This is a genomic window from Pseudoalteromonas shioyasakiensis (assembly GCA_013391845.1).
In the GTDB taxonomy this organism is placed as follows: domain Bacteria; phylum Pseudomonadota; class Gammaproteobacteria; order Enterobacterales; family Alteromonadaceae; genus Pseudoalteromonas; species Pseudoalteromonas apostichopi.
This window is the reverse complement of record CP058414.1, coordinates 1,309,511-1,332,618: the sequence shown is the minus strand read 5'-3', so window position 1 is coordinate 1,332,618 and position 23,108 is coordinate 1,309,511. Positions and strand designations below refer to the sequence as shown.

Here is a 23,108-nt window from a genome sequence, read left to right as displayed (position 1 = left end):
CTAGATAGGCCTAGCACCCCAACTAGACACTAACAAACTTTCAAGCACCAAGGTGTTAACCTTTAGTCTAATATACTCAGCTGAAAATGCTCATGCGCTTGGCTCTTTATTCCGACACCTATCCCTAGCAGGCGCACTGGCTGGTTATTACCTCGCTCATAGGCTTTGCTCATTAACTCAGAAAAAATGCGTTCGTCTAATTGGTGGTGGCTTTGATCGGCACTGGTAACAACAAAGTTGGCAAATTTTACTTTTACCGATAACTTATTGATGCAGTTGCTTAATTGCTGTTTATCAAGGCGACGAGTTAATTCGTCCATCAAACGAGGTAACTGGCTTAAACACTCGTCTAAATTATTTTTATTGTATTCATAGGTATGCTCAACACTGAGTGACTTACGTACTCGCTCAGTCGAGACTTTGCCAACGTATTCACCTGCACACTTTTGATATAATGACACGCCAAAGTTACCAATGTGTTGCTGCATCCAGTTAACCCCTTTCGCGCGCACATCAGCCCCTGTGTAAAGCCCTTTAAGTTGCAGCTTTTCTAATGTCACCTTGCCAACGCCGGGAATTTTGCCAAGCGGTAAACTCGCCAAAAAGTCATCAACTTGATCAGGCAATACGACAAACTGACCATTAGGCTTGTTTTCATCACTGGCAATTTTGGCAATAAATTTAATCGGTGCAACGCCTGCTGATGCGGTTAACCCCGTCGTATCATAGATTTCTTGGCGAATTTGCTGTGCCATCAGCGTAGCACTGCCCCTACAAGCAGTACTGTCGGTTACATCTAGATAGGCTTCATCTAAAGATAAAGGCTCAATAAGGTCAGTATACTTTGCAAAAATAGCTCGAATTTGCGTTGAGATTTCTTTATAGACCTGCATTCGTCCAGGCACGATAACCAAATCAGGACATAATTGCTTGGCATGATAGTTAGACATCGCCGAGCGAACACCATATTTACGGGCAATATAGTTGGCTGTTGAAAGCACTCCGCGACGACTATTACCGCCTATAGCCAGTGGCACATTGGCAAGCGCGGGGTTATCACGCATCTCTACAGCTGCATAAAAGCAGTCCATATCGATATGAATGAATTTTTTCATCAGGAATATAACAACTGTTTATATATACAGTTATTATATTTAAACTTCCTGAGAGTGCAAGCTAAGAGGTTTGGCTTGTTTGTTGGTTTGGCTTTTTACGGCTGATAAGCCGTGAACCAAATAACCAAAACGCGGCTTCTAATAACAAGCCCACGACAATTAAAGCGATAAATCCTGACATTGTGCCCATGCTATAACAGAGCAAAGCTAGAGCAAGTAAGATGAAAAGTGCGATCCACTTTATCACCCTCAAGGTTAGTTGCTGCATAATTAAGGTCCTTTAATGTGTGTTCATTTTGCTCACACTTTACGTAAGCGTGAACTTATAAATCTAGCACAATCTACTGACTTTTCTAATTTCCTTGAGCTAAAAGCAGCATATTGCTAACCTAAGTTTTCTCACAATCAACTAAGATTTACTATGCAATCGTTTATAGAACAACATCCTATCAGAACAAAAATTAATGTTGCATGGGGTGAAATGGATGCCCTGCAACACGTCAATAATGTGGTGTATTTTCGTTACTTTGAAACTGCCCGTATCGATTTTTTTACTCAACTAGGCTTTCTTAAAGATTTACAAGTAACAGGTGTCGGCCCGGTGATCAGCGAAAACAATGCTCGCTATAAACGTCCGGTGACATTTCCTGATACAGTGCATGTTGGTGTTAAGATTAGTGATATTGAACAAGATCGTTTTATGATGCATTACACTGTATTTAGTGAGAGCCAAGACACAGTAACAACAATTGGCTCATCACAAGTGGTTATGTTTAATTTTAAAACGGGTAAAAAAGCCCAGTTAAATGATGAGTTATTAACTGCACTTAAAGCCCATTCTAGCGATTAACAAGGATCTATTATGCTATATAGCCCACTTGGTCGAAGTGGTATTGATGTATCTCGTGTCTGCTTAGGTAGCATGACATGGGGTATGCAAAACAACCAAGCCGATGCCGATGAACAAATCGCCTATGCATTAGATAAAGGCGTTAACTTTATTGATACCGCTGAAATGTATGCCGTACCACCTTCTCCAGACACCTACGGTAAAACAGAAGAGATCATCGGTAATTGGTTAGCGCGTAATAAAGACAAACGTGATGACCTTGTCATTGCAACTAAAATTGCAGGTAACGGCTTACCTTGGGTACGCGATGCAGGCGACATTACCCGTCAGGGGGTGGTTGAAGCCGTCGATGCTTCACTTAAACGTCTCCAAACTGATGTTATAGACTTATACCAATTACATTGGCCAAACCGCACTTCACCACACTTTGCTAAACAATGGCCTGGCATCGTTCGTTTTTCAGAGGCAAACACTGAGCAAAATATCGCTGGCATGTTAGATATTCTCGAAGGTCTGAATGACTGTGTAAAGGCAGGTAAGATTAAACATTGTGGTTTATCGGACGATACCCCTTGGGGCATTAGTCAATACCTGCGTTTAAGTGAGCAACACAATCTACCGCGTATGGTATCGATTCAAAACGAATTTAGTTTATTGCACGCTAAAGATTGGCCATATTTAATAGAACAATGTATTCACGAAGATATCGCTTATCTGCCTTGGTCACCCCTTGGTGGCGGCATGCTAAGTGGTAAATACTTAAATGGCGCACGTCCTGAAGGAAGCCGTTGGACACTAGTGCAACGTAATGGCCTATTCAGAGACACACCACAATCACAAGCTGCGATTGCTGAATATGTTGAAATTGCTAACGCCTTTAATTTAACACCTTCACAACTCGCACTTGCTTGGTGTAATCAAGTAGATGGCGTTAGCTCAACAATCATAGGCGCAACATCTATGGCGCAGTTAAAAGAAAATATCGATGCTTTTTCAATTGACTTAACAGATGAAGCTCTTGAAAAAGTGGCACAGGTATTCAAAAACTATCCAATGCCTTTCTAAGTAAAAAGCCCTGCAGTTAATTATGCAGGGCTTTAACCACACAATGAACTTAGTTAAAATCGATACCCTGCTTGCAAAGTTATACTTCTACCTGGCTCAACCCATGTTGCATACATTCCTGACGGTGCGAACGACATATCTGTACTGTAGCTACTAGTCATCTTGTCAGTTAAATTTTTACCTAACAATGCAACAGACCATCCAGACTCTAAATCCATTAAACCGAAACGCATATTGACTTTGCCGTAGCCACTTTGCGCTGTATATGGATTTAGATCGTAATTAGTGAAATAACGCGATTTAAATTCACTCTCAAGATTAAAAGTAAACTCCATCGCTGAACCAAACTCTTTAATATAATCAAGGTTAATACTGCCCGACCATTTAGGCGCATACGCCCCTGTTTTACCACTTAAGTCACAGGTTTTACCTGAGCTTTCACGGTTTGATGGTTGATACATCGCACTGTTAAAACATTTGGCACCTGTAAACTCATCCCAGCTAAAATCAAGATACGCAATATTGCCTGACAACTGCCAGTTGTCGGCAATTAACCAACGACCATCGAGTTCAACGCCTTGGCTTGATGATTCAGCGCCATTTTCAACATAAAAACCTGCAACACCATCAAATGTTGATGTTTGTAAATCTTCAAACTGCATACTAAATACTGCGATATTCAAATCAGCAGCACCGTCATCCAAGGTAAATTTAGCGCCCATTTCATAGGCTATTACTTTTTCTGGTTCAAATTGCCAATTTGATGCTAAATTAGCTCTCGCGTCATAGCCACCAGCTTTAGACCCTGTCGACATTGATACATAGGCCATTGCATCATCAAACTTACGGGAGATATAAAGCGATGGGTTGAATTCATTTTCATCACGTTCACCATTTACTTGATGTTGCTCAAGCCCTAGTTGAGAGCTTAAAACTCCTAAATACATTGATGTAGGTAAAACTGCAGGTAACCCCATTGCTTGCAAAGTTGCTGGGACATTCACCTGTGCCATATCATTGATAGGTGTACCTGAGCTTAGCTCGATCATGCTTAAACGTCTTGATGCTGATTTATCTTCTTGCGAGTATCGTAAACCTAATGATGCCTGCCAATTAGGTGCAAATTGATAATCAAACTTTGCAAATACAGCTTGTGTATCGCTGTCAGATTGATAATCACGTGGACCTATCGCATTAAGTGGATAAATTCGATACAGTTCAGAAAAGTCGAGTTCTGTGGTTTGAAAGTATAGACCCGCAATATAATTAAACGGACCATCATTATACGAACTAATACGCAGCTCTTGACTGAACTGCTGAAAACTTTCATCACTCGCTTGGCGGTAGGTTAGAGGTGCAGGGCCATGATCACCATCATTACTTTGCAACATAGTATAATCTTGCCACCCTGTTACCGAACTAAGTACGTGTTGGCCTAAATCCCACTCAACATTTAAAGTCCAATAATCAGCCTTGAACTCCCCTTGCTCATTTTCACCTAAAGTGGACAAACCTTTGTTAAGCTTATCGCCGATTACATAACTACTTACATCCCCAAATACGGCAGGTAATGGCGCATTATATAAAACAGGCTCTGCAACTGGCTGGCTGGGTGTGATACCAATATTATCTTCTTCGTCATGTTGATACTTCAAAGAGACATCCAAGCTCTCTAAAGGCTGCCAAGTCAAAGTTAAACGACTAAAAACCCCATCGCGCCCAACTTCATCACGCTTTTGCAGTGTATTGTAAAAATAACCATCTTGGTCAATTACTTTTACCGCTGCTCTAGCCTGAAAATGTTCAGTTACGCCTCCACTAATAGCACCATCAAAAGTACTGCCATTATTCAACTCATAGCTAAGATTTGCATAACCTGATAGCTCCTCAGTGGGTGCTGCGCTCGTTATATTCAGAGCTCCTGCGGTGGTATTTTTACCAAATAACGTTGATTGTGGCCCTCTCAATACTTCAAAGCGTTCGAGATCAACAAAAGCGCTGCGCATTTGATAAGCACGACCACGATAAACGCCATCAACATAAGTACCCACGGTTTGCTCAAAACCTTGGTTTGGGCCAGAGCCTAAACCGCGCATAGTGATATTGTAGCCCTGCCCTGACTGACTGATATTAAAGTTTGCTATACGTGATGACAGCTCCTCACTATCGTTAATGTTTTTACTTTGTAGCTCTTTACCCGATATGGCAGTGATCGATAAAGGCACATCCTTGACACTTTCAACACGTTTTTGGGCCGAAACTAAGATTACTTCAAGTTCTTTGTCATCTGCTGCTTTTACTTCAGCCATGCTACCTGTTGCTAAGATTATTCCTAAGGTAATGGCATTAATTTTTGTTTTTGTGTGCATTCAAATTCCTCAGAGAGTGCTGATATTCAGCAATTTACATAGCCACCTACTACCACTGCCACAGTGCGGTTAAGCACAGCAACACTCCAAGCAGTAATAAAGTGATAAAGACTAAGCGTAAAAATTGTGTTTGATTAATTGTATGGTGAAAGTAGTTACCAATAAGCGCCCCAAACAGAACACATGGGGCGAGCATTAGAAAGTGGCCCAACTGCCCTGCTAATTGTCCTGAGATGAGAAACCAAAGAGTTAAACAGCTATTTAAAATAAGCCAAATAGTTAGAAGCGTGGCGCGAAATGAAGTTTTGTCTAAACCACTGCGAGCCATTGCATATACAAGAAGAGGCCCTCCTGATGCAAATAAACCATGCGTAATACCTGCACCACCTATCACGGAAAGCTGTACAGGCTTACTCAAAGGCATAGCTGACGCTTGCCAAATGGCACGTCCCGCAAACCAAATGATTAATAAAGAAAATAATACTTTTGTTAATTGCGCTGGAAAATAAGGCGTTAGTAAAGCACCAATCATTGTGCCAAGCAGCATTGGAGGTAAAATCTGCTTTGCTAACAAATTCAACTGAATATACGCACGCAGCTTAAACACCATCACTGAAGTCATTAGTAAATTAAGTGGCACGAGTAACAGCATTGCTTGCTGAATATCCATAAATAATGCTGCAATTGTTAAGGCAATAACGATGCTACCAAAGCCAGTCATAGCTTCCACTGCAAAGGCAAAAATAATAGCCGCCCCTAAGCCTATTAAAACCATTACGCAACCTCCCACTCACTGGCAAATTTACGTGCCATAAAATGCATGTATAAACGTGGAATTAAGCGGTATAACAACGCCGAAAAATATGTAAATCTATCAGGGAAAAGCCGTTGCTTATCAAGTCGAATAGCTTCACAAATTTGCTTTGCCATCCAGTCACTCGTACGCATTTTACCAACCATTGAGCGGGCATGGTTGGTTTTTCCGCCATCGCCATTTAATGCATTTTTATCAATCGGAGTATCTAAAAAACTAGGATATACCATCAACACCGACACGCCCGTTGGGCGCATTTCAGCGCGAAATGTTTCGAAATATTGGTGTAACGCAGATTTAGCTGCGCAATAGCCTGCTCTGGCCATAACAGGCATCCATCCAGCCATAGAACTGATATTTACGATTTTGCCATGTGCTTGCTGTAATGGTTCGATTAAGCCTGACACAAGACGTACAGGCGCAAAGTAATCAACAGCCATTACTTTTTCTATTACCTCTGGACGAGTAATGCGAGCCAAAGAACGATGCGTAATCCCTGCATTATTAATCAGTAACGCTATTGAGCAATGCTTAGCTTTGATCTGCGTTATTAACTCATCAAGCTCGTCCTTGTTCGCTAAATCACAGCCATATAATTGCGCATTAATTATTTGTCCGCATTGCTCTTGCAACAGCTTAAGGTCTAGGTCAATCAATACTAATTGATATTGAGTTGCTAACTGTTTTGCTAAATCTAAACCCAACCCAGAAGCCGCACCAGTAATCACAGCAACGGGTAACGATGGATTAATCATATGGATGCCTCTTAATGTTATTAGTGAGATAAAAAGCAAATACTTCTTTACTCGATTTTTGTGGCTGGTAGGCAAATTGCTGTTTCAGTGCTTGATTGCAAAGTACTGGGCGGTAACGTAAAAAATTAAGTTGTTCAGGGCCATACTGGGTCATTCCGAATAGCTTCGCGACCCGTAAGCTGAGTTTTAAAAGCCAAGCTGGAAGCTCAATGACAGGTTTGTTTAGGGCTTTAGCAATTTCTTTTATGCCCATAGCTCCATCACCAGCTAAATTAAAACTGCCTTCACGATTTTCTGTAACCCCCTGTAAAATAATCGCTAAGACATCTTCATCCCAGATAAACACAAAAGGAGAGTCACTGCCTTTAATGGCAATTATTCTTGGCTTATTAAATAAATCAGTAATCTGATTATTAGTAGTTTTACCAAGCACAGTCCCCGGGCGAAGTACTAACTGTTTTAGCTGCGGATGCGTATATCGATAGTTTTTTAATAGCTCTTCGATTAAGCGTTTATGATGGCTATAAGCAAATTCAGCATTACCTCTTAACGGATGTTGTTCGGTTAACCAGCTAGGGTTATCAGCGTGATAACCATAGGCAGCTCCAGAACTCGTTACCGTAATATGCTGCACATTTGCCTTAACACATGCTTCAAGCACATTTCGAGTGCCATTGACGTCGATATCAAAGTCTCGAACGGCATCTTTAGACGGTTGTAAAATACTCGCTAAGTGCACAACATGTGTAATATTGTGTTCAAGCATAATTTCTGCGAGTCGCGTATCACGCACATCAAGTTGATAGTAATGACAACCAGTTTGAGGGAGATCAACAATATCAATACCTACCAGCTTATGCTGTGTTGATAGCGACTCGACTAACCGTTTGCCGATATAGCCTTGGCTACCTGTTATCATGATCTTATGAGCCACATTGAACCTCTTTATTACTTGCGATCTTTATACCGTGTTTACGATCATGCTGTTGCCAGTAAAAACATAGCCCCAAACCTGAAATTAGATGCCAACATCCCCATGCTGCTGCAATAATGGCCATGCCTGTTAAATTATCGAAAAAAGTAAAAATAATACCCAAGCCTAAACCAGAGTTTTGCAGCCCTACCTCAAGCGTAATCGCACGCGTATCCGCTTTATTCAGTTTCATAATTCTGGCACTCGAAAAACCAACCAATAGTGCAATCGCGTTATGAACAATCACCGCCAGCAGAAAAATACTGGCACCAGCAATAAATGCGGACCAATTACTGGTAAGTGCAATTAATACAAATAAGAACAAGGTAAGCAGAGAAATAAATCTAAAAAAGGGTTCACTACGAGCTGCGAATACAGGCCACAATTTAGCTGCAAGTAGTCCCAAACTTAGTGGTAACGCCAGCACTAGAGCAACAATCACAAGAATATTACTTGCAGGGACATTAATTTGGGTCAGCAACACAGCCGTATCTGGGTTCAAACTGCTATAAAGCATAAAATTAAACGGTGTCATTACAGTTGCAGCAAGACTTGCTACTCCTGTCATACTTACCGACATCGCGGTATTGCCTTTTGCTAGGAAAGTAACAATGTTAGAAAAACTACCTCCAGGACAACTACTAACAAGAATAAGTCCCAATGCAACTTCAGCAGGCATAGGAACCATTAAAGTAAGTAACCACGTTATCAGCGGCAGTAAAATAAACTGAGCTAATAACCCTGTAATAGGTCCTCTAGGTGCCTTAAGTACACGCTTAAAGTCTGCAAGTTTGAGACTAAGCGCAATACCAAACATCATCATGGCCAAAATTAAGTTTAAAGTGATTAAGCTTGCTTGAGACATCATTTATCCCATTTTTAATTGGCGCATTTCATCATTAATCGCCGCTAGGTAGTCAGCTTTATGAACATAATACGCCATGCGTTCAAGCTCTAAATAATTCATACCACCGTCAATTCTGACAGCTGCTTTACGCTTCACTTTTTCAGCAAACTTAGCCGCTTTAGTAGGGTTATCTAGTTGCATTCGGATCACTTTAGCAACTAGCTTTGCCTGATCATCACGGCCTTGCCAACCTAATCCAGTTGCTTCAACCATCCCCATCACATACAAGTTTTGATGTAATGGATTAAACACATTTAAATACAAGCGAGGAGCATCTCCCTGCCAGTTAAGGTGGGCTTGGTCTAAAAACGGGTAATGCAACTTGTAACCCGTTGCTTCTAAAATCAAATCATAGTCAGCTTTATTGCCATCAGTAAACGCGGCTCCCTGCTCGGTTAACTCAGCAATTGATGGTCTAACTTTGATATCACCATGACCAATGTGATGTAAAAACAATGAATTAACCACAGGGTGCGATTCATACATTTTATAGTCTGGATCAGGTAAGCCATATGAACTTGGTTTGCCTGAAATAAGCCTAACTAATGTACCATCGACTATTTGTTTCAATTTATTCGGTAATCGCACTTTACCACCAAGTGTATCTGTAGGCCTGCCTGCGACAAATTTCGGTAAAAAGTAATAACCTCTGCGTACCACCATATCTACAGATTTTGCACGATGAACCGCATCGACTGCGATATCACACGCAGAGTTGCCACAACCAATTATCAGAACACGTTTACCTGAAAATAAGCCTGCACTTCGATATTCACTTGAATGAATTTGCTCTCCTGCAAAAGAGCCCTTGAACTGTCCCCGATTAGGGTGATGCAAAGTACCATTAGCGAGCAATAAACCGCTCGCTAAAATTTCTTTTTGCAGGCCATTTTGCACATAGCTAACTCGCCAAAACTCACCTTCTGGCTCGCAATGAGAAACCCATGCTCCAAAGCGGTAATGCTTATAGAGGTCAAAATGTTTAGCGTAGGCTTGAAAATACTCACGCATTTGATCATGTTTTGGATATGTTGCGACGTGTTCTGCCATTGGAAAATCAGCAAACTCGGTCATTCTCTTTGATGAAATTAAATGAGCTGATTCATACATGGTGCTGGTTGGGCTATTAATATCCCATAAACCACCTACATCACTGTGTGCTTCAAGACCAATCACATCAATGCCAGTCTCAGCTAGTCGACGAACAGTACAAAGACCCATTGGGCCTGCGCCAATTACAACGTATGGATGCATACTCATTCCTACATAGATAAATCAAAGTGTGACAACCAGATTAACTATTTTTTAAAAACTTGTAATAGCGATGACAGGACAAAAACCAGTTAAAACGAGACATCATTTCTTAGTTGTGCTATAAAAATCACACAACAATAAGAAGAACACACATGACTACAAACAGCGTAACACCTGGCTTTAGCAAGGCTATTTTGCATATTCTTCCCGCGTTAGATGTACAATTAGATGCTAATTTATGCCAGCAAATTCAAAAATTCCCAAGTGAAGGAAGACTGCCGATGGCGCTACAAGATGCGCTTTGGCAAGCTTTGACAGATTTAAATGACAATGAACTTGGTCTTAAAATAGCCTTAAGTTTAAAGCCCGATAGTTACGATATGCTCGGCTACTTACTATTTAGTTGTCCGACTCTAGGTGATGCTGTCGACAGCTTAATTGCCTATTCAGCCTTAATAGGTGAAGGTGGTAAGTTTAGTAAATCACATTCAAAAAATGGCTGGAAAGTCACTTTTGATGCCTTTTTTAGCACTCCTACAGCAATAAGGATAGAGGCAGTTCTTGCCTGTGTTGCCTGTGGCGCGAAATGGATCTCTGGTGCACCAATAAAGCCCAAGGTGGTTGCATTTACGCATTCTCAGCAAGGGAATATAGCAAGCTATCGCGCCATTTTTGGAGACGCCGAATTGCTTTTTAACACCAACGAAAATTACTTAATTTATCATGATGATGATTGGCAATTGCAACAACGTAACGTTAATCAAGCTGTGCAACAACAAATGCAATCACTGGCAGAGCAACAACTAAAGCAACTGCAACCACAGAGTTATGTTGATAAAGTCAGTGCAATTTTACTTAAGCAACCCAATTTAAAACGTGAACAAATAAGTAATTTATTGGCTGTGAGTGAAAGGCACTTAAATCGCAAGCTTGCTGAAAAAGGCTACTCATTTAAAAAGTTAAGTGATGAAGTTCGCTGTGAACTAGCCAAGAAGTTGATACGCCAAGGTAGTGCGAATCAAGCACACCTTGCTTTGTACTTTGGCTATGTAGATGAAAGTGCTTTTGCCAAAGCATTCAAACGTTGGACAGGGGTTGGCTTTAAAGAATACAAAAAAACACTAGAAAATGAATAGGTAAATGCTTGAACTTGCTCTTCAATGCGAAGCAATTGGATTAAACGAAAACCAATACTTATTCATCATTTATCTATTCAAACTACACGCTTCCTAATACTATAGTGTATAGTTACTCTTAGCACTTAACTTGCAAGGTTGTTGATGAGTAAATACATAAAACAAGTATTATGCGTGGTTGCGGGGGCGTTCTTTGCCCCGAAAACTGATGCCTCAGAACAACTCACTATTACCTGGTTTGAAAATGATGCTAAGCCTTTCTTTATCGAGAAAAGCAAAGCTAACCCCCATGGTGGGTTATGCAATGAAATTACCGATATGTTGATTGAAGCCTTACCCGAAATTAACCACAGCGAAGTGATATTACCGCAAAAGCGTGGCAGTAAATATCTCGCTGACGGGAAAATGGCATGCTATGCCTGTATGATCCATCGAGGTAAAAAAAATAATCATGTTACTTACTCAATCCCAACCACAGTGTACCCACCATTCAGTGTTTTAAGTACTGAAGAAAAATCATTAAAGATTAAACAAAAACATGGCGATCCAGTGCCACTAATCTCTTTATTCACTGATGCTAATTTTATTTATGGTCAAAATAGTGCGCGTAAGTTTGGCAGTAAATTAGATAAGATTGCGAAAAATACCAAACTCTACGAAAGTGCAGCACTAAGTGGTAACGGCAGTAGCCCAAATTTTGCTCTGCTATCACAGCTAGAACACGGCTACATTGATTACACTATTGATTACCCATTTGTTGCTGATTATTACAACCAGCAAAACCTACAGAATATTCAAAAACTCACTATCGTTAATCCAGCACAGAGTATTGTTTTTGGCGCCATTGGTTGCTCAACGAATGCGCCTAATCATTATGCCGAAAAAGTACTAGCACAGATTAATGAGGCGCTGAAAAACAAGGTGTTGCCAAGTGAGAGGTACCAGCAAAGCCAACGAACTTGGCTCGAACAAAGCTTTCCTGAGTTTTCAACTTATTATCAGCGCTACATTTTAGACCCACTTACAGAGCCTGCCACTGATGGGATAGTAACTCCTGTTGACCATCCATAAGTGTTACAGCAAAGGTGGAATTAGCCGCGACTTTCCCTACCCCGGCAGGCGTGCCTGTCATAATTATATCGCCATCCTCTAAGTCCATAAATTCACTGATCTCAGCTAAAATTTGCTCAGCGTTAAACAACATTAGCTTTGTGTCACCTAGTTGAGTTTCTTTACCATCAATCTTTAGACTAAATTGATAATGCAAGCTGTCATTAACAGCGACAAATTCAGTAAACAATGCTGAGCCATTAAAGGCTTTTGCACGCTCCCAAGGTAGGCCTTTTTCTTTAAGTATGCTTTGTAGTTCACGTTTGGTTAAATCGAGGCCAAGTCCAACCGCTGCCAGTTGCTTGTTTTTAACTAAAAAACAAAGCTCAGTTTCGTAATGTAAAGCTTCACCTAAGTGTTCACTATTAAGCATATCTGTGATGGCACTATTTGGTTTTGCAAACAACACCATACTAGCGGGTGTTTCATTGTTAAGCTCTGCAATATGCGCTGCAAAATTACGACCAACACAAATAATTTTACTTGAGGTGAATACATCACCATTCCATTTTACTGATTGCACGCAACCTCCTCAATTTAACAAATGTAAAAGACTATATTTTTCTCATTCCAGCTTAAACCTGCAGGATTTGTACCTAAAAAACAGAAACTTACTTATAAAATATTTCTAATAATAACATAAGCATAGAAATTTACCCTGATCTTAACTCGTTATTTATATTGACGATTGTTTTACTTTCCAATAACGTAATGTAAGCGGTTACATTTATAAAATCGGGTTCGGCGATTTTTTTTGGAAAAAAATGTAAGCGCTTACAAAAAATAGACGACAACATTATTTAAAACCAAATCTGGAGATTTGCATGAACCACACACTTTTCAAGAAAAAGCAGCTTGCTATTAGCCTGTCTATGGCAATGGGTCTAAGCGCGCTAGTTCCTCACTCAGCTGTCGCCGAAGAACAGCCCGACAAAGCGAGTGATATTGAAGTAATACAAGTATCCGGTATTCGCGGAAGTCTTGTAAAATCAATGGATATCAAACGTCAATCTGCAGGTGTTGTTGATGCAATTACTTCAGAAGATATTGGTAAATTCCCAGATACCAACTTAGCTGAATCTTTACAACGTATTACCGGTGTGTCTATTGACCGAAGTAACGGTGAAGGTAGCAAAATTACAGTTCGTGGTTTTGGTCCTGAATTTAACTTAGTAACGCTTAACAATCGTCAAATGCCAACAACCGGTGGTCGTTCATTTGATTTTGGTGATATCGCAACTGAAAGTGTGAGTGGTGTTGAAGTATACAAAACAGCTCGCTCTGATATCCCTAGCGGTGGTATTGGTGCAACCGTTAATATCACCACTGCAAAACCTCTCTCTAATCCTGGCCTACACGCATCGATTGGCGCAAAAGCCGTTCACGATACATCAAACGAAACAGGTAGCGATGTAACACCTGAACTTTCAGGTATTTACAGCAACACATTCAACGATGACAAATTTGGTATCTTAATTTCAGGTTCAGTGCAAGAGCGTGATAACCGTGAACAATCAATGGCGGTTGATAACTGGATCCCAAATGTTGATATTTCATCATCTCCTGATTTAGCTGTCACAGATAACAACCAACGCGCTGATGGTGCTACTTGGTATCCGCAGAATGCTGGTTACGCGTTTTCTGACAATTCACGTAAACGTACCAATGGCCAACTTGTGCTGCAATATGCACCTAATGACCGTATTACAGCGACAGTCGATTACACGTATTCAAAGCTTGAGTTTGAAAAAGATGGTCGTAGCTTTGGTGTTTGGTTCAATAATGGCGGTAACGTAAGTGCTGCAACTATCAATGAAAACGGTACTTACACTCAAGTAACTGAGATTGGTGGTGACTACTCTACAAACTTAAATCGTGGCGCGACAACCAACGAAAATAAATCGCTTGGTTTAAACATTGATTGGCAAGTAACAGACAACTTAAACATTGAGTTTGATGCGCACAACTCATCGGCAGAAAGTGCCGGTGTTGGTATTGGCCATGATGCATTTATGATCATCGGTAACACCTCATGTTCATGGTGTGAAAACCCAACCGTCAATATCGACGAAAAAATGGCTGACTTCAGCAAAGGCGAAATTCCGCTAATCGATATGACCTTAACTAATGGCCAAGCAGAAATTTTACCTAGCGACATGGGGACGCTTTTTGCCGGTGTAAACAAAGACACTAACACGAATGACCTTGACCAATATCAACTAAAAGGTACTTGGTATAATGAGGACAGCGGTGCTCTTTCGAGCATTAACTTTGGTATGTCACACACTACAATCGACTTCCGCACCACGACTGCTTATTCAGGTCAGCTAGCTGCTGGTTGGTGGTTAAACTCTGCTGATTGGTACGATGACAGCATGTTCACTCGAGTAGATAGCTCTGGTTTACTTGACGGTTTCTCTGGCGGTGGTAGCGATAAGTTATTAAATTACTATTATGATGCTGATTTTGATGACATCGTTGCGATTGCAGAAAGCATTGACTGTGATCACCCAGATGGCGGCATTGGTGCATGTAGCTGGCCTGCTGATGTAAATGGTATGGTGCAATCAGGTCCAATCGATGACGATCACCGTGTCAGCGAAGAAACAACAGCCGTATACGCACAAGCTAACTTCGAAACAGAGTTCAACGGTATGCCAGTGAACATCACTGCGGGTTTACGTTACGAATCAACGGATGTTACTGCAAACAGCTTAGAGCGCCCTGCTGTTGCAATGGAATGGGTTAACGGTAACGAGTGGTCATACATTTACGCTGATGAGCGCTCTTTCTCAAATGGTGAAGGTAGCAGCAAAGAGTTTTTACCTAGCATCGATATGAACATCGAAGTAGTTGAAGACGTCATCGCTCGTTTCTCTTACAGCCGAAGCCTTGCTCGCCCTCCAGTTGGCGCGCTTCGTTCAACAACGTCATTTTTAGGTAACCCTAAAGTTGGTCAACGAAAAGTTGCTGTAGGTAACCCAAACTTAAAACCTTATACCGCTGACAATATCGACCTATCACTTGAGTACTACTACGGTGAAGGCAGCTATGTATCAGCAGGTTACTACCGTAAGCAAGTTGATAACTTCTTAGTTAATATTACAACTGAAGAAACGATCGACGGCATTACTGACCCATTCATTGGTGATCGTGCAGAGCAAGCTCGTGAAGATTTAGCAGCAGCAGGTGAGCAACCATCTGACCAAGCAATTCACGATAAGATCAACGAAAACCAAGGTACAGAAGAAGGCACGCCTATCGTTGGTAACGATACAGATCCACTCGCAAGCTTCTTCATTTCGCGTGATAACAACGTTGAAACAGCAAATCTATGGGGCTGGGAACTGGCAGCTCAACATATGTTTGGCGATTCAGGTTTTGGTATTGCAGCCAACGCGACTTTCGTATTTGGTGATGTTGAAGCTGACCGAGATGCAATCGGCTATCAATTTGCTTTACCTGGTTTAAGTGATTCAGCTAACTTCTCAGCAATTTATGATTTAGACGGTTTATCAGCACGTATTTCTTATAACTGGCGTGATGAGTTCTTAACAGGCTTTGACCAACATGCTTCACCTATCTTTACTGAGTCTTACGGCCAGTGGGATATCAATGTGAACTACGCAGTTAATGAAAAACTAACGGTGTTTGTTGAAGGTCTAAATCTTACAGACGAAACGCAACGTACCTACGTTCGTTACTCAGAGCAGCTGTTACGTGCAAACCAATACGGTGCGCGCTATAACATCGGCTTCCGCTACTCGTTCTAGCATTTTGTTGTCAAAAAAGCCGCTCAACAGCGGCTTTTTTTTTCGCAATTATGCTAGTTTGTCTATATAGCATTTTAGGTAGCCTTGAACATGCAACAGAATGAAGTAAAAAAAGTCGTCATTTTAGGTGGGGGTACTGCGGGTTGGTTATCTGCAGGCTTAATTGCTGCCCAACCCCACTTAACTCACAACGCACACATTACACTAATTGAATCGCCAGATATTGCCACTATAGGTGTTGGTGAAGGTACTTGGCCAACCATGCGACAAACCTTAAAAACCATCGGCATTAGCGAAAGTGAATTTATTCAACGCTGTGATGCGTCTTTTAAACAGGGTTCACGCTTTGATAGCTGGTGCGACGATGAAGGCGACGCACATTATTATCACCCATTCAGCTTACCGGTGGCTTATCAGCAATTAAATATTGCACCTTACTGGTTTGCCAACAAAGATGCCGTGAGTTTTAGTCACGCAGTCGCAAGCCAAACCTACTTGTGCGATCACCATAAAGCGCCGAAAAACCACTTACATAGCGCCTATCAAGGTGAAGCAAACTATGGCTATCATTTAGATGCTGGTAAGTTTGCCATGCTGCTGCAACAGCACTGCACTACAAAATTAAAAGTTGAGCATATCGTCAGCCATGTTGAAAGCATCAATAGTGATGAGGATGGCTATATTAGTTCATTACAAACACACGATCATGGCGCTATCACGGGTGATATATTTATTGATTGCTCTGGCACCCACGCAAAGCTGTTACATCAGCATTACGGTATCGAACTAATCGAGCAACAAGATGTGCTATTTAACGACCGAGCAGTTGCCGTTCAGGTACCTTATTTAAACCCGCAACAAGAGATTCTTTCTTATACCAAAGCCACTGCTCAAGATGCGGGTTGGATTTGGGATATTGGCCTACAAAGCCGCCGTGGTCTTGGTATGGTGTACTCAAGCCGCTTTGCCAGTAGCGAAGATGCGAAACATGCACTTAGCCAATACATTGCAAAAACCCAGCCTGGCACAGAACAAAGTGAATTGACATTTCGTGAAATCAGTTTTAACCCCGGCTATAGACGCCGTTTTTGGTATAAAAACTGTTTAGCTATTGGTATGTCTGCAGGCTTTATTGAACCACTTGAAGCCTCAGCGTTAGTCATGGTGGAACTTGGTCTTAATAATTTACTTGCCAATTTCCCCACTCATCGTGCTGCAATGCCGACACTGGCAAAGCGTTTTGATGAGCAATGCCATTATCGCTGGCAACGTATCATTGAGTTTTTAAAGCTGCATTATGTGCTGTCAAAGCGCACTAGCCCCTATTGGCAAGCTCATAAAGAGGCAAACTCAATCCCTGCGCAGCTGCAAGAAAACTTAGCACTTTGGCAATATCAAAGCCCGTGGCTAAACGACTTTGACCGCACTCAAGAGGTCTTCTCTGCGGCCAGTTACCAGTATGTACTTTATGGTATGAAACAACTACCACAATTCCCTGTACTTGCAATGCCAACGGCTATTATTGAGCACTTTAGTACTAACCAACAACAAGCCAAACGCGGATTACAACAACTACCAACTAACCGTGAGCTGTTAAATCATATTCAGCAATTTGGCATACAACCTATTTAATCTCAGCATTAGGAGGCCCAATGGCCAATCATGTATTACTTGATAACATCAGCCATAAAGACCTAAAAGTCATCACCACACGCGGTGCTAACTGGGGCGATAATATTAGCTGCGCTACCGTATTTCCAAGTGAATTTGCTAAAGTCCAAGCAAATCAACCTATCGTATTTCGTAAGCACCCTCAAACAGGTCAATTCGAAGCCTTAGCTTTATTTGGTTTTGAAAATGGCGAGAACTTACTGCTAAACGAACAAGGTGAATTACAGCTGAGTTACTTACCACTGAGTATGCAGCGCCAGCCATTTTTAATTGGTCAACAAACTCAGTATAACAATGGCATTCCTGAGCAATCACTGGTGGTACATATTGATTTAGATAGCCCACGCATAAGCACACGCGATGGCGAAGCAATTTTTCTTGAACATGGTGGTAATAGCGATTATTTAAACCATATTGCTCAAGTACTTAACGCGTTACATCAAGAACATCAAACAATTAACCACTTTTTTGAGCGTTTGCTTAGCGTTAATTTACTCGAATCTTTCAGTATTGAATATGCGGATAAAAATGGCGAAAAAGTCACAGTGAACGGCTTTTATACCATTAACCAACAGGTACTACATGATTTAACCGCTGAGCAACTTAAGCAGTTACAACAGCAAGGTGACTTGCAGGCTATTTATATGGTGTTGGCATCAATGGAAAAAATCCCTCATTTGCTTAATAGAAAATGGGCTCAGCAGTAATGTTTGCGGCTGCGCCAATAAAAGAATGCCAGGCTTCAAGCATTGCTGATCTTAAACCTTTTTTAGCTGAGCTTACTGAACCACTGGTAATAAGAGATCTCTGTGCTGATTGGCCCCAAGTAATTGCAGCTAAACAAGGCTCTAAAAGCGCTTTAGACTATCTTTTAGGTCTTGCCAATAATGCTCCGGTGCGAAGCTTTAGTAGCGAGGCAATTCATCATGGTCGGTATTTTTATAACGCTGATTTATCGGGGCTTAATTTTTCACAGCACGCCGATAGTCTTCAGGCTGTATTGCAAAAACTAGCATTAAAACTGTCGCAAACCGATAATGATTCGTTGTATATGGGTTCCACTGCAGTAGAGTATTGCGCTCCGGGCTTTAGCCTTGAGAACCCATTAATAGTGACCGATTATAATTGCCTTACAAGCCTCTGGGTGGGGAATCATAGCCAGATTGCGGCTCACTATGACAATGCCGATAACCTAGCTTGTGTTGCAGCTGGTGAACGCACTTTTACTCTAATGCCAACCGATCAGGTCAATAACCTTTACGTTGGCCCGCTGGAGTTTACACCTGCTGGACAAGCAATTAGCTTAGTTGATTTTAGTAACCCAGATTTGAGCCGTTTTCCACGTTTTAAAGAGGCTCTTTCAAAGGCTCAATCAGCTACCCTTACCCCTGGCGATGCTATCTATATACCTGCTCTATGGTGGCATCAGGTTAGCGCGACCAGTCCATTTAATGTATTAGTAAACTATTGGTGGCGACAAGCCCCAGAGTATTTGGCAAACCCATTTGATGCCATGCTGCACAGTATGTTGGCGATTAAAGACTTACCAAACGAGCACAAGCAGAAATGGCAGCAACTATTTAATCATTATGTCTTTGCTGATGATGTGGATTTAGCAAGCCATGTAGCTGAGCCTGTACAAGGGATATTAGCAGATATCGACGAAATAACAGCGAGAAGATTAAGACAGCTATTACTACAAAAGCTCAACCGATAGAATGAACCAAAAGCCAGCTGATACAACGAGTTCGGCGATGTATCTGCCGGCTTTTGGCTCATAATTTACTTACCCTTTATTTGTACTGCAGATGGCTGTGTAGTTGCACAACCAATGCCTGTTTCAATATTTTTACTACATTGAAAAACACGTACATAATCGACCAGCATTTGCTTAGGGTAACCCGCAAAATCAACGCCTTTGTCATTCACATTTGCAGGCCAGTTTCCGCCTACAGCAAAGTTAAGGAGTAAGTGAAAACGCTGATCAAATGGAGCAAACCCCTTATTTTCTATAAACGAGCCGCCTTGTTGTTGTGATGTTGAATACCAATGGTCGTGGTGAAATGTCGCATAATGAACATCATCAACATACCAACGAATTTCATCTTGTTGCCATTCAAGGGCATAAACATGAAAATTATCAGCCGGGTTATCTGCTTCGCTGAAACGATAAGGCGTACCACTGTAGACATTTTCTGGCGCAGGACCACCGTAATGCAAAGTGCCGTGTACGCGTGTCTCAAGGCTACCTGCTGGCGCTGTTTTGTCATCAGTAAGGGTCTTTAGATTCACAGCTTCCATGATGTCTATTTCGCCTGAAGATGCCCAGCGGCCATAATGCCAATCAGTAGGTAACATCCAAATCGCAGGCCACGCCCCTTGTCCTGCAGGCAATTTAGCGCGAATTTCAAAACGGCCATATCGCCAATCAGCTAAGTTTTTAGTACGTAAACGTGCAGAAGTAAAAGGCTGTGTTGCCACCTTTTCTCGCTCAGCATCGCTGCTTACTTCATCGCGATTATGTAAAGGCCCAGTGTATTGCTCTTGCCGAGCAACAATATGCAATAAGCCATTTTTGACAAAACTGTTTTCACTTCGTGCGGTGTAGCATTGCTGCTCATCATTACCGCCACCTCGACAATTGACTTCATGTTGCCACTTAGCCAAATCAAGAGTATTTTGTGAAAATTCATCTTGCCAAACTAACTGCCATCCATCACCTAAGCTAGCTTTGACAGGCTCAGCAGTTTGCTGACAGGCGCTAAGTACACCTGTTAGCAAAATAACGACATATGGTTTTACTGACATGAGACTGAAGAGTCCTGCGTGTGTGAGCTACTTAATGATAATTTAGCAATTGATACTTGCCATGCACCTTCAGTAGCTAACTGCCACGGTGAGAACACTTGCCCAAGCTGCACACCTTGTTCAGCAAAGCAGCTCAAATCAACGGTTAGCGTCTGCCAATCACTTGTACCTTTAACTTGTTTGCTAATATCAAATTGACCGTCACAGTTTTCACCACACTGCATACCTAGCATTAACGGCGCATCAGCAGCTTGATCTACTTTAATTTGCATTTCTAACTGACCAGCTTTTTCAACGTATGAGCGCAGATCCGACGGGAACGCCGCCATTAAACGAACAGCAGCTGCTTCCTTACCATTAAAGCTGATTGCGCGCGCATCTTCTTGCACGTCTTTATCAAAGGTTTTTACGCTAACAGCATTTAATGCTGCACGGCTGCTGGTCATAGCTTGCAGCTCAGAACCACTTTGCAACTGTAGTGACCATGGTGCTTTTACGGCACGTTCAAATAATACTAAGTCTTCTAATTTAGCAGAAACTTGTGATTTTTCGCTCAGGTCATCCGCTAATGTATTTTTATCTTGATAAGTTAAACCAAAGCCATAAGGCAGTAGTGGCGCATAATCTTTATCACCACGATTTTGGTTACCTACAGGATTATTTGGCCATGAAAAAGATAACTTACCTTTAAAGTCATGATTGATAGAGCCATCTTGCTTTTTAAAGATAACATCGCTAATTGCATCACCTTCGCTACCAGGTAACCAAGTTGCAACAAACGCATCACTAGCATTAAGCTCAGCATTCACCCACATTGGGCGACCACTAATAAATAGTGACACCACAGGAATACCCGCATCTTTTAACTTTTTAAGAAGTGCTAAATCAGTTTTATTACCGCGTTGATATTCAAGGTTATCTAAATCACCATTGCCTTCTGCATACGGCTGTTCACCAAATACTACAATCGCAACATCTGGCTTAGTCTCAAAGGCACCATTTTCATCGTATTGAACTTGCCCACCGGCTTGCTCAACGGTTGCTTTAATGCCATCAAAAATAGAGCTACCACCCGGGAAATCACTATTTTCATTGCCTGTGCCTTGCCATGTAATCGTCCAGCCACCAGACTGCATGCCTATGTTATCAGCACCCTGACCTGCAACTAATACATTTGTATTTGGTGATAGAGGTAATAACGCTTGCTTATTTTTCAAAAGCACCAATGATTCACGTACCGCTTGTTTTGCAATTGCACGATGCTCAGCACTGCCAATAATCTCTGTTTTACCAGAAAGCGGACGCTTAGCTGGGCTTGGTTTATCAAACAAACCAGCGCGCATTTTTACACGTAAGATACGCGTTACCGCATCATCAATTCGGCTTTGCGCAATTTCACCACTTTTCACTTGCTTGATGAGGTTTTCGTATAGTGGTTTCCATGCATCTGTCGGAACCATATACACATCAAGGCCCGCATTTGCGGCTTGTGCACAGTTGCCATTAGTACACCCCGGAATTTGACCGTGGCCGTTCCAGTCACCGACAACAAAACCGTCAAAGCCCATTTTGCCTTTTAACACGTCGGTAAGTAGATATTTGCTGCCGTGAATTTTTTCACCATTCCAGCTGTTAAATGACGCCATCACGGTTTGTGCACCCGCACCTAAGCCACCAACATAACCTTGCGCATGAATATCAAATAACTCTTGCTCTGATGCCGTGTTATTACCTTGGTCATCACCACCTTCTGTACCGCCATCGCCTAAAAAGTGTTTAACAGTGCTAATTACGCGCTTATCAGATAAGAAATCGTCATCAACCGCGCCTTGCAAACCTCTAACGATAGCTGCTGAGTAAGATTTAACAATTTCAGGGTCTTCAGAGTAGCCCTCGTAAGTTCGACCCCAGCGGTCATCACGCACAACAGCCACAGTTGGCGCGAACACCCAGTCGATACCAGTTACCATCACTTCTTGCGCTGTAGCAGCTGCAATTTTTTCGATTAGCTCAGGGTTATTTGTCGCACCCAAGCCAATGTTATGTGGGAATAATGTCGCACCAATAACGTTGTTATGACCATGTACTGCATCGGTGCCCCACATGGTAGGTATAGAGCTACCATCGAGCGAGTCATCTATAGAGGCTTGATACATTTTCTCAGCAAGGTCAATCCAGTCAGCGGCGCTGGCATGTTTGTCATTATTAGGGAATGCTCCACCACCATTAAGATAAGAACCAAAGCCATATTTACGCATATCTTCAACGGTAATATCGCGAATTTCTGGCTGGATCATTTGAGCAATTTTTTGCTCTAGGGTCATATTTGTGAGTATTTTCGCAATTTTTGCTTCCATCTCTGGATTTGCTGCAATACCTGTTTCGATGTTTGGCCAAATTTCTTGCTCAGCGTTCACGTTTGTAACCTTGTCTTGCCCACTACAACCTAGCATGCTGACGCTTGCCATCATTAACGAACAGAGAGTGAATGTTTTTTTCAATTTCATT

Annotated in this window: 19 protein-coding genes; 8 read left to right on the top strand and 11 right to left on the bottom strand. The window is 41.7% G+C overall.

Going from position 1 to position 23,108, the window contains the following annotated elements; translation table 11 throughout:
• Positions 1-62: 62 nt before the first annotated feature.
• Positions 63-1,115, bottom strand: coding sequence for a DNA polymerase IV (gene dinB, locus HYD28_06090; protein ID QLE08571.1), 1,053 nt, complete (start codon positions 1,113-1,115; stop codon positions 63-65).
• Positions 1,116-1,176: 61 nt separating this feature from the next.
• Positions 1,177-1,383 (bottom strand): hypothetical protein, encoded by a 207-nt coding sequence (locus HYD28_06085; protein ID QLE08570.1) that lies wholly within the window; start codon positions 1,381-1,383, stop codon positions 1,177-1,179.
• A gap of 153 nt (positions 1,384-1,536) precedes the next feature.
• On the opposite strand from HYD28_06085, the gene HYD28_06080 reads away from it, so the two are divergent.
• On the top strand, positions 1,537-1,965 hold the full coding sequence (locus HYD28_06080; GenBank protein ID QLE08569.1) for an acyl-CoA thioesterase: 429 nt from the start codon (positions 1,537-1,539) through the stop codon (positions 1,963-1,965).
• Between the two features lie 12 nt (positions 1,966-1,977).
• Complete coding sequence (locus HYD28_06075) at positions 1,978-3,030, top strand: aldo/keto reductase (protein QLE08568.1); 1,053 nt, start codon at positions 1,978-1,980, stop codon at positions 3,028-3,030.
• Positions 3,031-3,083: 53 nt separating this feature from the next.
• Here HYD28_06075 and HYD28_06070 read toward each other — a convergent pair whose 3' ends face one another.
• Genes HYD28_06070 through HYD28_06045 form a run of 6 tightly spaced genes read right to left on the bottom strand, consistent with a single transcriptional unit; the run spans position 3,084 to position 10,102 of the window.
• Complete coding sequence (locus HYD28_06070) at positions 3,084-5,399, bottom strand: TonB-dependent receptor (GenBank protein QLE08567.1); 2,316 nt, start codon at positions 5,397-5,399, stop codon at positions 3,084-3,086.
• A gap of 49 nt (positions 5,400-5,448) precedes the next feature.
• Positions 5,449-6,174, bottom strand: coding sequence for a sulfite exporter TauE/SafE family protein (locus HYD28_06065; protein ID QLE08566.1), 726 nt, complete (start codon positions 6,172-6,174; stop codon positions 5,449-5,451).
• A complete protein-coding gene (locus HYD28_06060; protein QLE08565.1) occupies positions 6,174-6,968 on the bottom strand; it encodes an SDR family NAD(P)-dependent oxidoreductase in 795 nt (264 codons plus the stop codon). The genes HYD28_06065 and HYD28_06060 overlap by 1 nt, the downstream gene beginning before the upstream one ends.
• Complete coding sequence (locus tag HYD28_06055) at positions 6,961-7,887, bottom strand: SDR family oxidoreductase (GenBank protein ID QLE10498.1); 927 nt, start codon at positions 7,885-7,887, stop codon at positions 6,961-6,963. Before HYD28_06055 ends, HYD28_06060 begins: the two co-directional genes overlap by 8 nt.
• Before the next feature lie 4 nt (positions 7,888-7,891).
• A complete protein-coding gene (locus HYD28_06050) occupies positions 7,892-8,806 on the bottom strand; it encodes a bile acid:sodium symporter family protein (GenBank protein QLE08564.1) in 915 nt (304 codons plus the stop codon).
• A gap of 3 nt (positions 8,807-8,809) precedes the next feature.
• Positions 8,810-10,102, bottom strand: coding sequence for an NAD(P)-binding domain-containing protein (locus tag HYD28_06045; GenBank protein QLE08563.1), 1,293 nt, complete (start codon positions 10,100-10,102; stop codon positions 8,810-8,812).
• A 152-nt stretch (positions 10,103-10,254) separates the two neighbouring features.
• On the opposite strand from HYD28_06045, the gene HYD28_06040 reads away from it, so the two are divergent.
• Positions 10,255-11,238 carry an AraC family transcriptional regulator ligand-binding domain-containing protein gene (locus HYD28_06040; protein QLE08562.1) on the top strand — a complete coding sequence of 328 codons (984 nt, stop codon included), beginning with the start codon at positions 10,255-10,257 and terminating at the stop codon, positions 11,236-11,238.
• Positions 11,239-11,382: 144 nt separating this feature from the next.
• On the top strand, positions 11,383-12,309 hold the full coding sequence (locus HYD28_06035; protein QLE08561.1) for an ABC transporter substrate-binding protein: 927 nt from the start codon (positions 11,383-11,385) through the stop codon (positions 12,307-12,309).
• On the opposite strand, the gene HYD28_06030 is transcribed toward HYD28_06035, so the two are convergent.
• On the bottom strand, positions 12,260-12,871 hold the full coding sequence (locus tag HYD28_06030; protein QLE08560.1) for a fumarylacetoacetate hydrolase family protein: 612 nt from the start codon (positions 12,869-12,871) through the stop codon (positions 12,260-12,262). The genes HYD28_06035 and HYD28_06030 overlap by 50 nt on opposite strands.
• Before the next feature lie 349 nt (positions 12,872-13,220).
• On the opposite strand from HYD28_06030, the gene HYD28_06025 reads away from it, so the two are divergent.
• The 4 genes from HYD28_06025 to HYD28_06010 all read left to right on the top strand — a co-directional run bounded on the left by HYD28_06025 (position 13,221) and on the right by HYD28_06010 (position 19,509).
• Positions 13,221-16,121, top strand: a complete 2,901-nt coding sequence (locus HYD28_06025; protein ID QLE10497.1) for a TonB-dependent receptor — start codon at positions 13,221-13,223, stop codon at positions 16,119-16,121.
• A gap of 90 nt (positions 16,122-16,211) precedes the next feature.
• On the top strand, positions 16,212-17,753 hold the full coding sequence (locus HYD28_06020; protein QLE08559.1) for a tryptophan 7-halogenase: 1,542 nt from the start codon (positions 16,212-16,214) through the stop codon (positions 17,751-17,753).
• 20 nt (positions 17,754-17,773) lie between these two features.
• Positions 17,774-18,499 (top strand): SapC family protein, encoded by a 726-nt coding sequence (locus tag HYD28_06015; protein ID QLE08558.1) that lies wholly within the window; start codon positions 17,774-17,776, stop codon positions 18,497-18,499.
• Entirely contained in the window at positions 18,484-19,509 is a 1,026-nt protein-coding gene (locus HYD28_06010) for a cupin-like domain-containing protein (protein ID QLE08557.1), read from the top strand. Before HYD28_06015 ends, HYD28_06010 begins: the two co-directional genes overlap by 16 nt.
• A gap of 65 nt (positions 19,510-19,574) precedes the next feature.
• On the opposite strand, the gene HYD28_06005 is transcribed toward HYD28_06010, so the two are convergent.
• Together HYD28_06005 and HYD28_06000 are read right to left on the bottom strand one after the other, a co-directional pair.
• The gene (locus HYD28_06005; GenBank protein QLE08556.1) at positions 19,575-20,600 is read right to left on the bottom strand and encodes a glycoside hydrolase family 16 protein; all 1,026 of its coding nucleotides are present in this window, start codon (positions 20,598-20,600) and stop codon (positions 19,575-19,577) included.
• The gene (locus tag HYD28_06000; GenBank protein QLE08555.1) at positions 20,591-23,107 is read right to left on the bottom strand and encodes a glycoside hydrolase family 3 protein; all 2,517 of its coding nucleotides are present in this window, start codon (positions 23,105-23,107) and stop codon (positions 20,591-20,593) included. Before HYD28_06000 ends, HYD28_06005 begins: the two co-directional genes overlap by 10 nt.
• Position 23,108 lies beyond the last annotated feature (1 nt).

Bases quoted from the DNA above. Each gene is read 5' to 3' on its own strand.
- HYD28_06080 (QLE08569.1), top strand. From the start codon at position 1,537: ATGCAATCGTTTATAGAACAACATCCTATCAGAACAAAAATTAATGTT.
- HYD28_06045 (QLE08563.1), bottom strand. From the start codon at position 10,102: ATGCATCCATACGTTGTAATTGGCGCAGGCCCAATGGGTCTTTGTACT.
- HYD28_06065 (QLE08566.1), bottom strand. From the start codon at position 6,174: ATGGTTTTAATAGGCTTAGGGGCGGCTATTATTTTTGCCTTTGCAGTG.
- HYD28_06005 (QLE08556.1), bottom strand. From the start codon at position 20,600: ATGTCAGTAAAACCATATGTCGTTATTTTGCTAACAGGTGTACTTAGC.
- HYD28_06040 (QLE08562.1), top strand. From the start codon at position 10,255: ATGACTACAAACAGCGTAACACCTGGCTTTAGCAAGGCTATTTTGCAT.
- HYD28_06010 (QLE08557.1), top strand. From the start codon at position 18,484: ATGGGCTCAGCAGTAATGTTTGCGGCTGCGCCAATAAAAGAATGCCAG.
- dinB (QLE08571.1), bottom strand. From the start codon at position 1,115: ATGAAAAAATTCATTCATATCGATATGGACTGCTTTTATGCAGCTGTA.
- HYD28_06020 (QLE08559.1), top strand. From the start codon at position 16,212: ATGCAACAGAATGAAGTAAAAAAAGTCGTCATTTTAGGTGGGGGTACT.
- HYD28_06035 (QLE08561.1), top strand. From the start codon at position 11,383: ATGAGTAAATACATAAAACAAGTATTATGCGTGGTTGCGGGGGCGTTC.
- HYD28_06025 (QLE10497.1), top strand. From the start codon at position 13,221: ATGGCAATGGGTCTAAGCGCGCTAGTTCCTCACTCAGCTGTCGCCGAA.
- HYD28_06000 (QLE08555.1), bottom strand. From the start codon at position 23,107: ATGAAATTGAAAAAAACATTCACTCTCTGTTCGTTAATGATGGCAAGC.
- HYD28_06055 (QLE10498.1), bottom strand. From the start codon at position 7,887: ATGATAACAGGTAGCCAAGGCTATATCGGCAAACGGTTAGTCGAGTCG.
- HYD28_06070 (QLE08567.1), bottom strand. From the start codon at position 5,399: ATGCACACAAAAACAAAAATTAATGCCATTACCTTAGGAATAATCTTA.
- HYD28_06050 (QLE08564.1), bottom strand. From the start codon at position 8,806: ATGTCTCAAGCAAGCTTAATCACTTTAAACTTAATTTTGGCCATGATG.
- HYD28_06085 (QLE08570.1), bottom strand. From the start codon at position 1,383: ATGCAGCAACTAACCTTGAGGGTGATAAAGTGGATCGCACTTTTCATC.
- HYD28_06060 (QLE08565.1), bottom strand. From the start codon at position 6,968: ATGATTAATCCATCGTTACCCGTTGCTGTGATTACTGGTGCGGCTTCT.
- HYD28_06015 (QLE08558.1), top strand. From the start codon at position 17,774: ATGGCCAATCATGTATTACTTGATAACATCAGCCATAAAGACCTAAAA.
- HYD28_06075 (QLE08568.1), top strand. From the start codon at position 1,978: ATGCTATATAGCCCACTTGGTCGAAGTGGTATTGATGTATCTCGTGTC.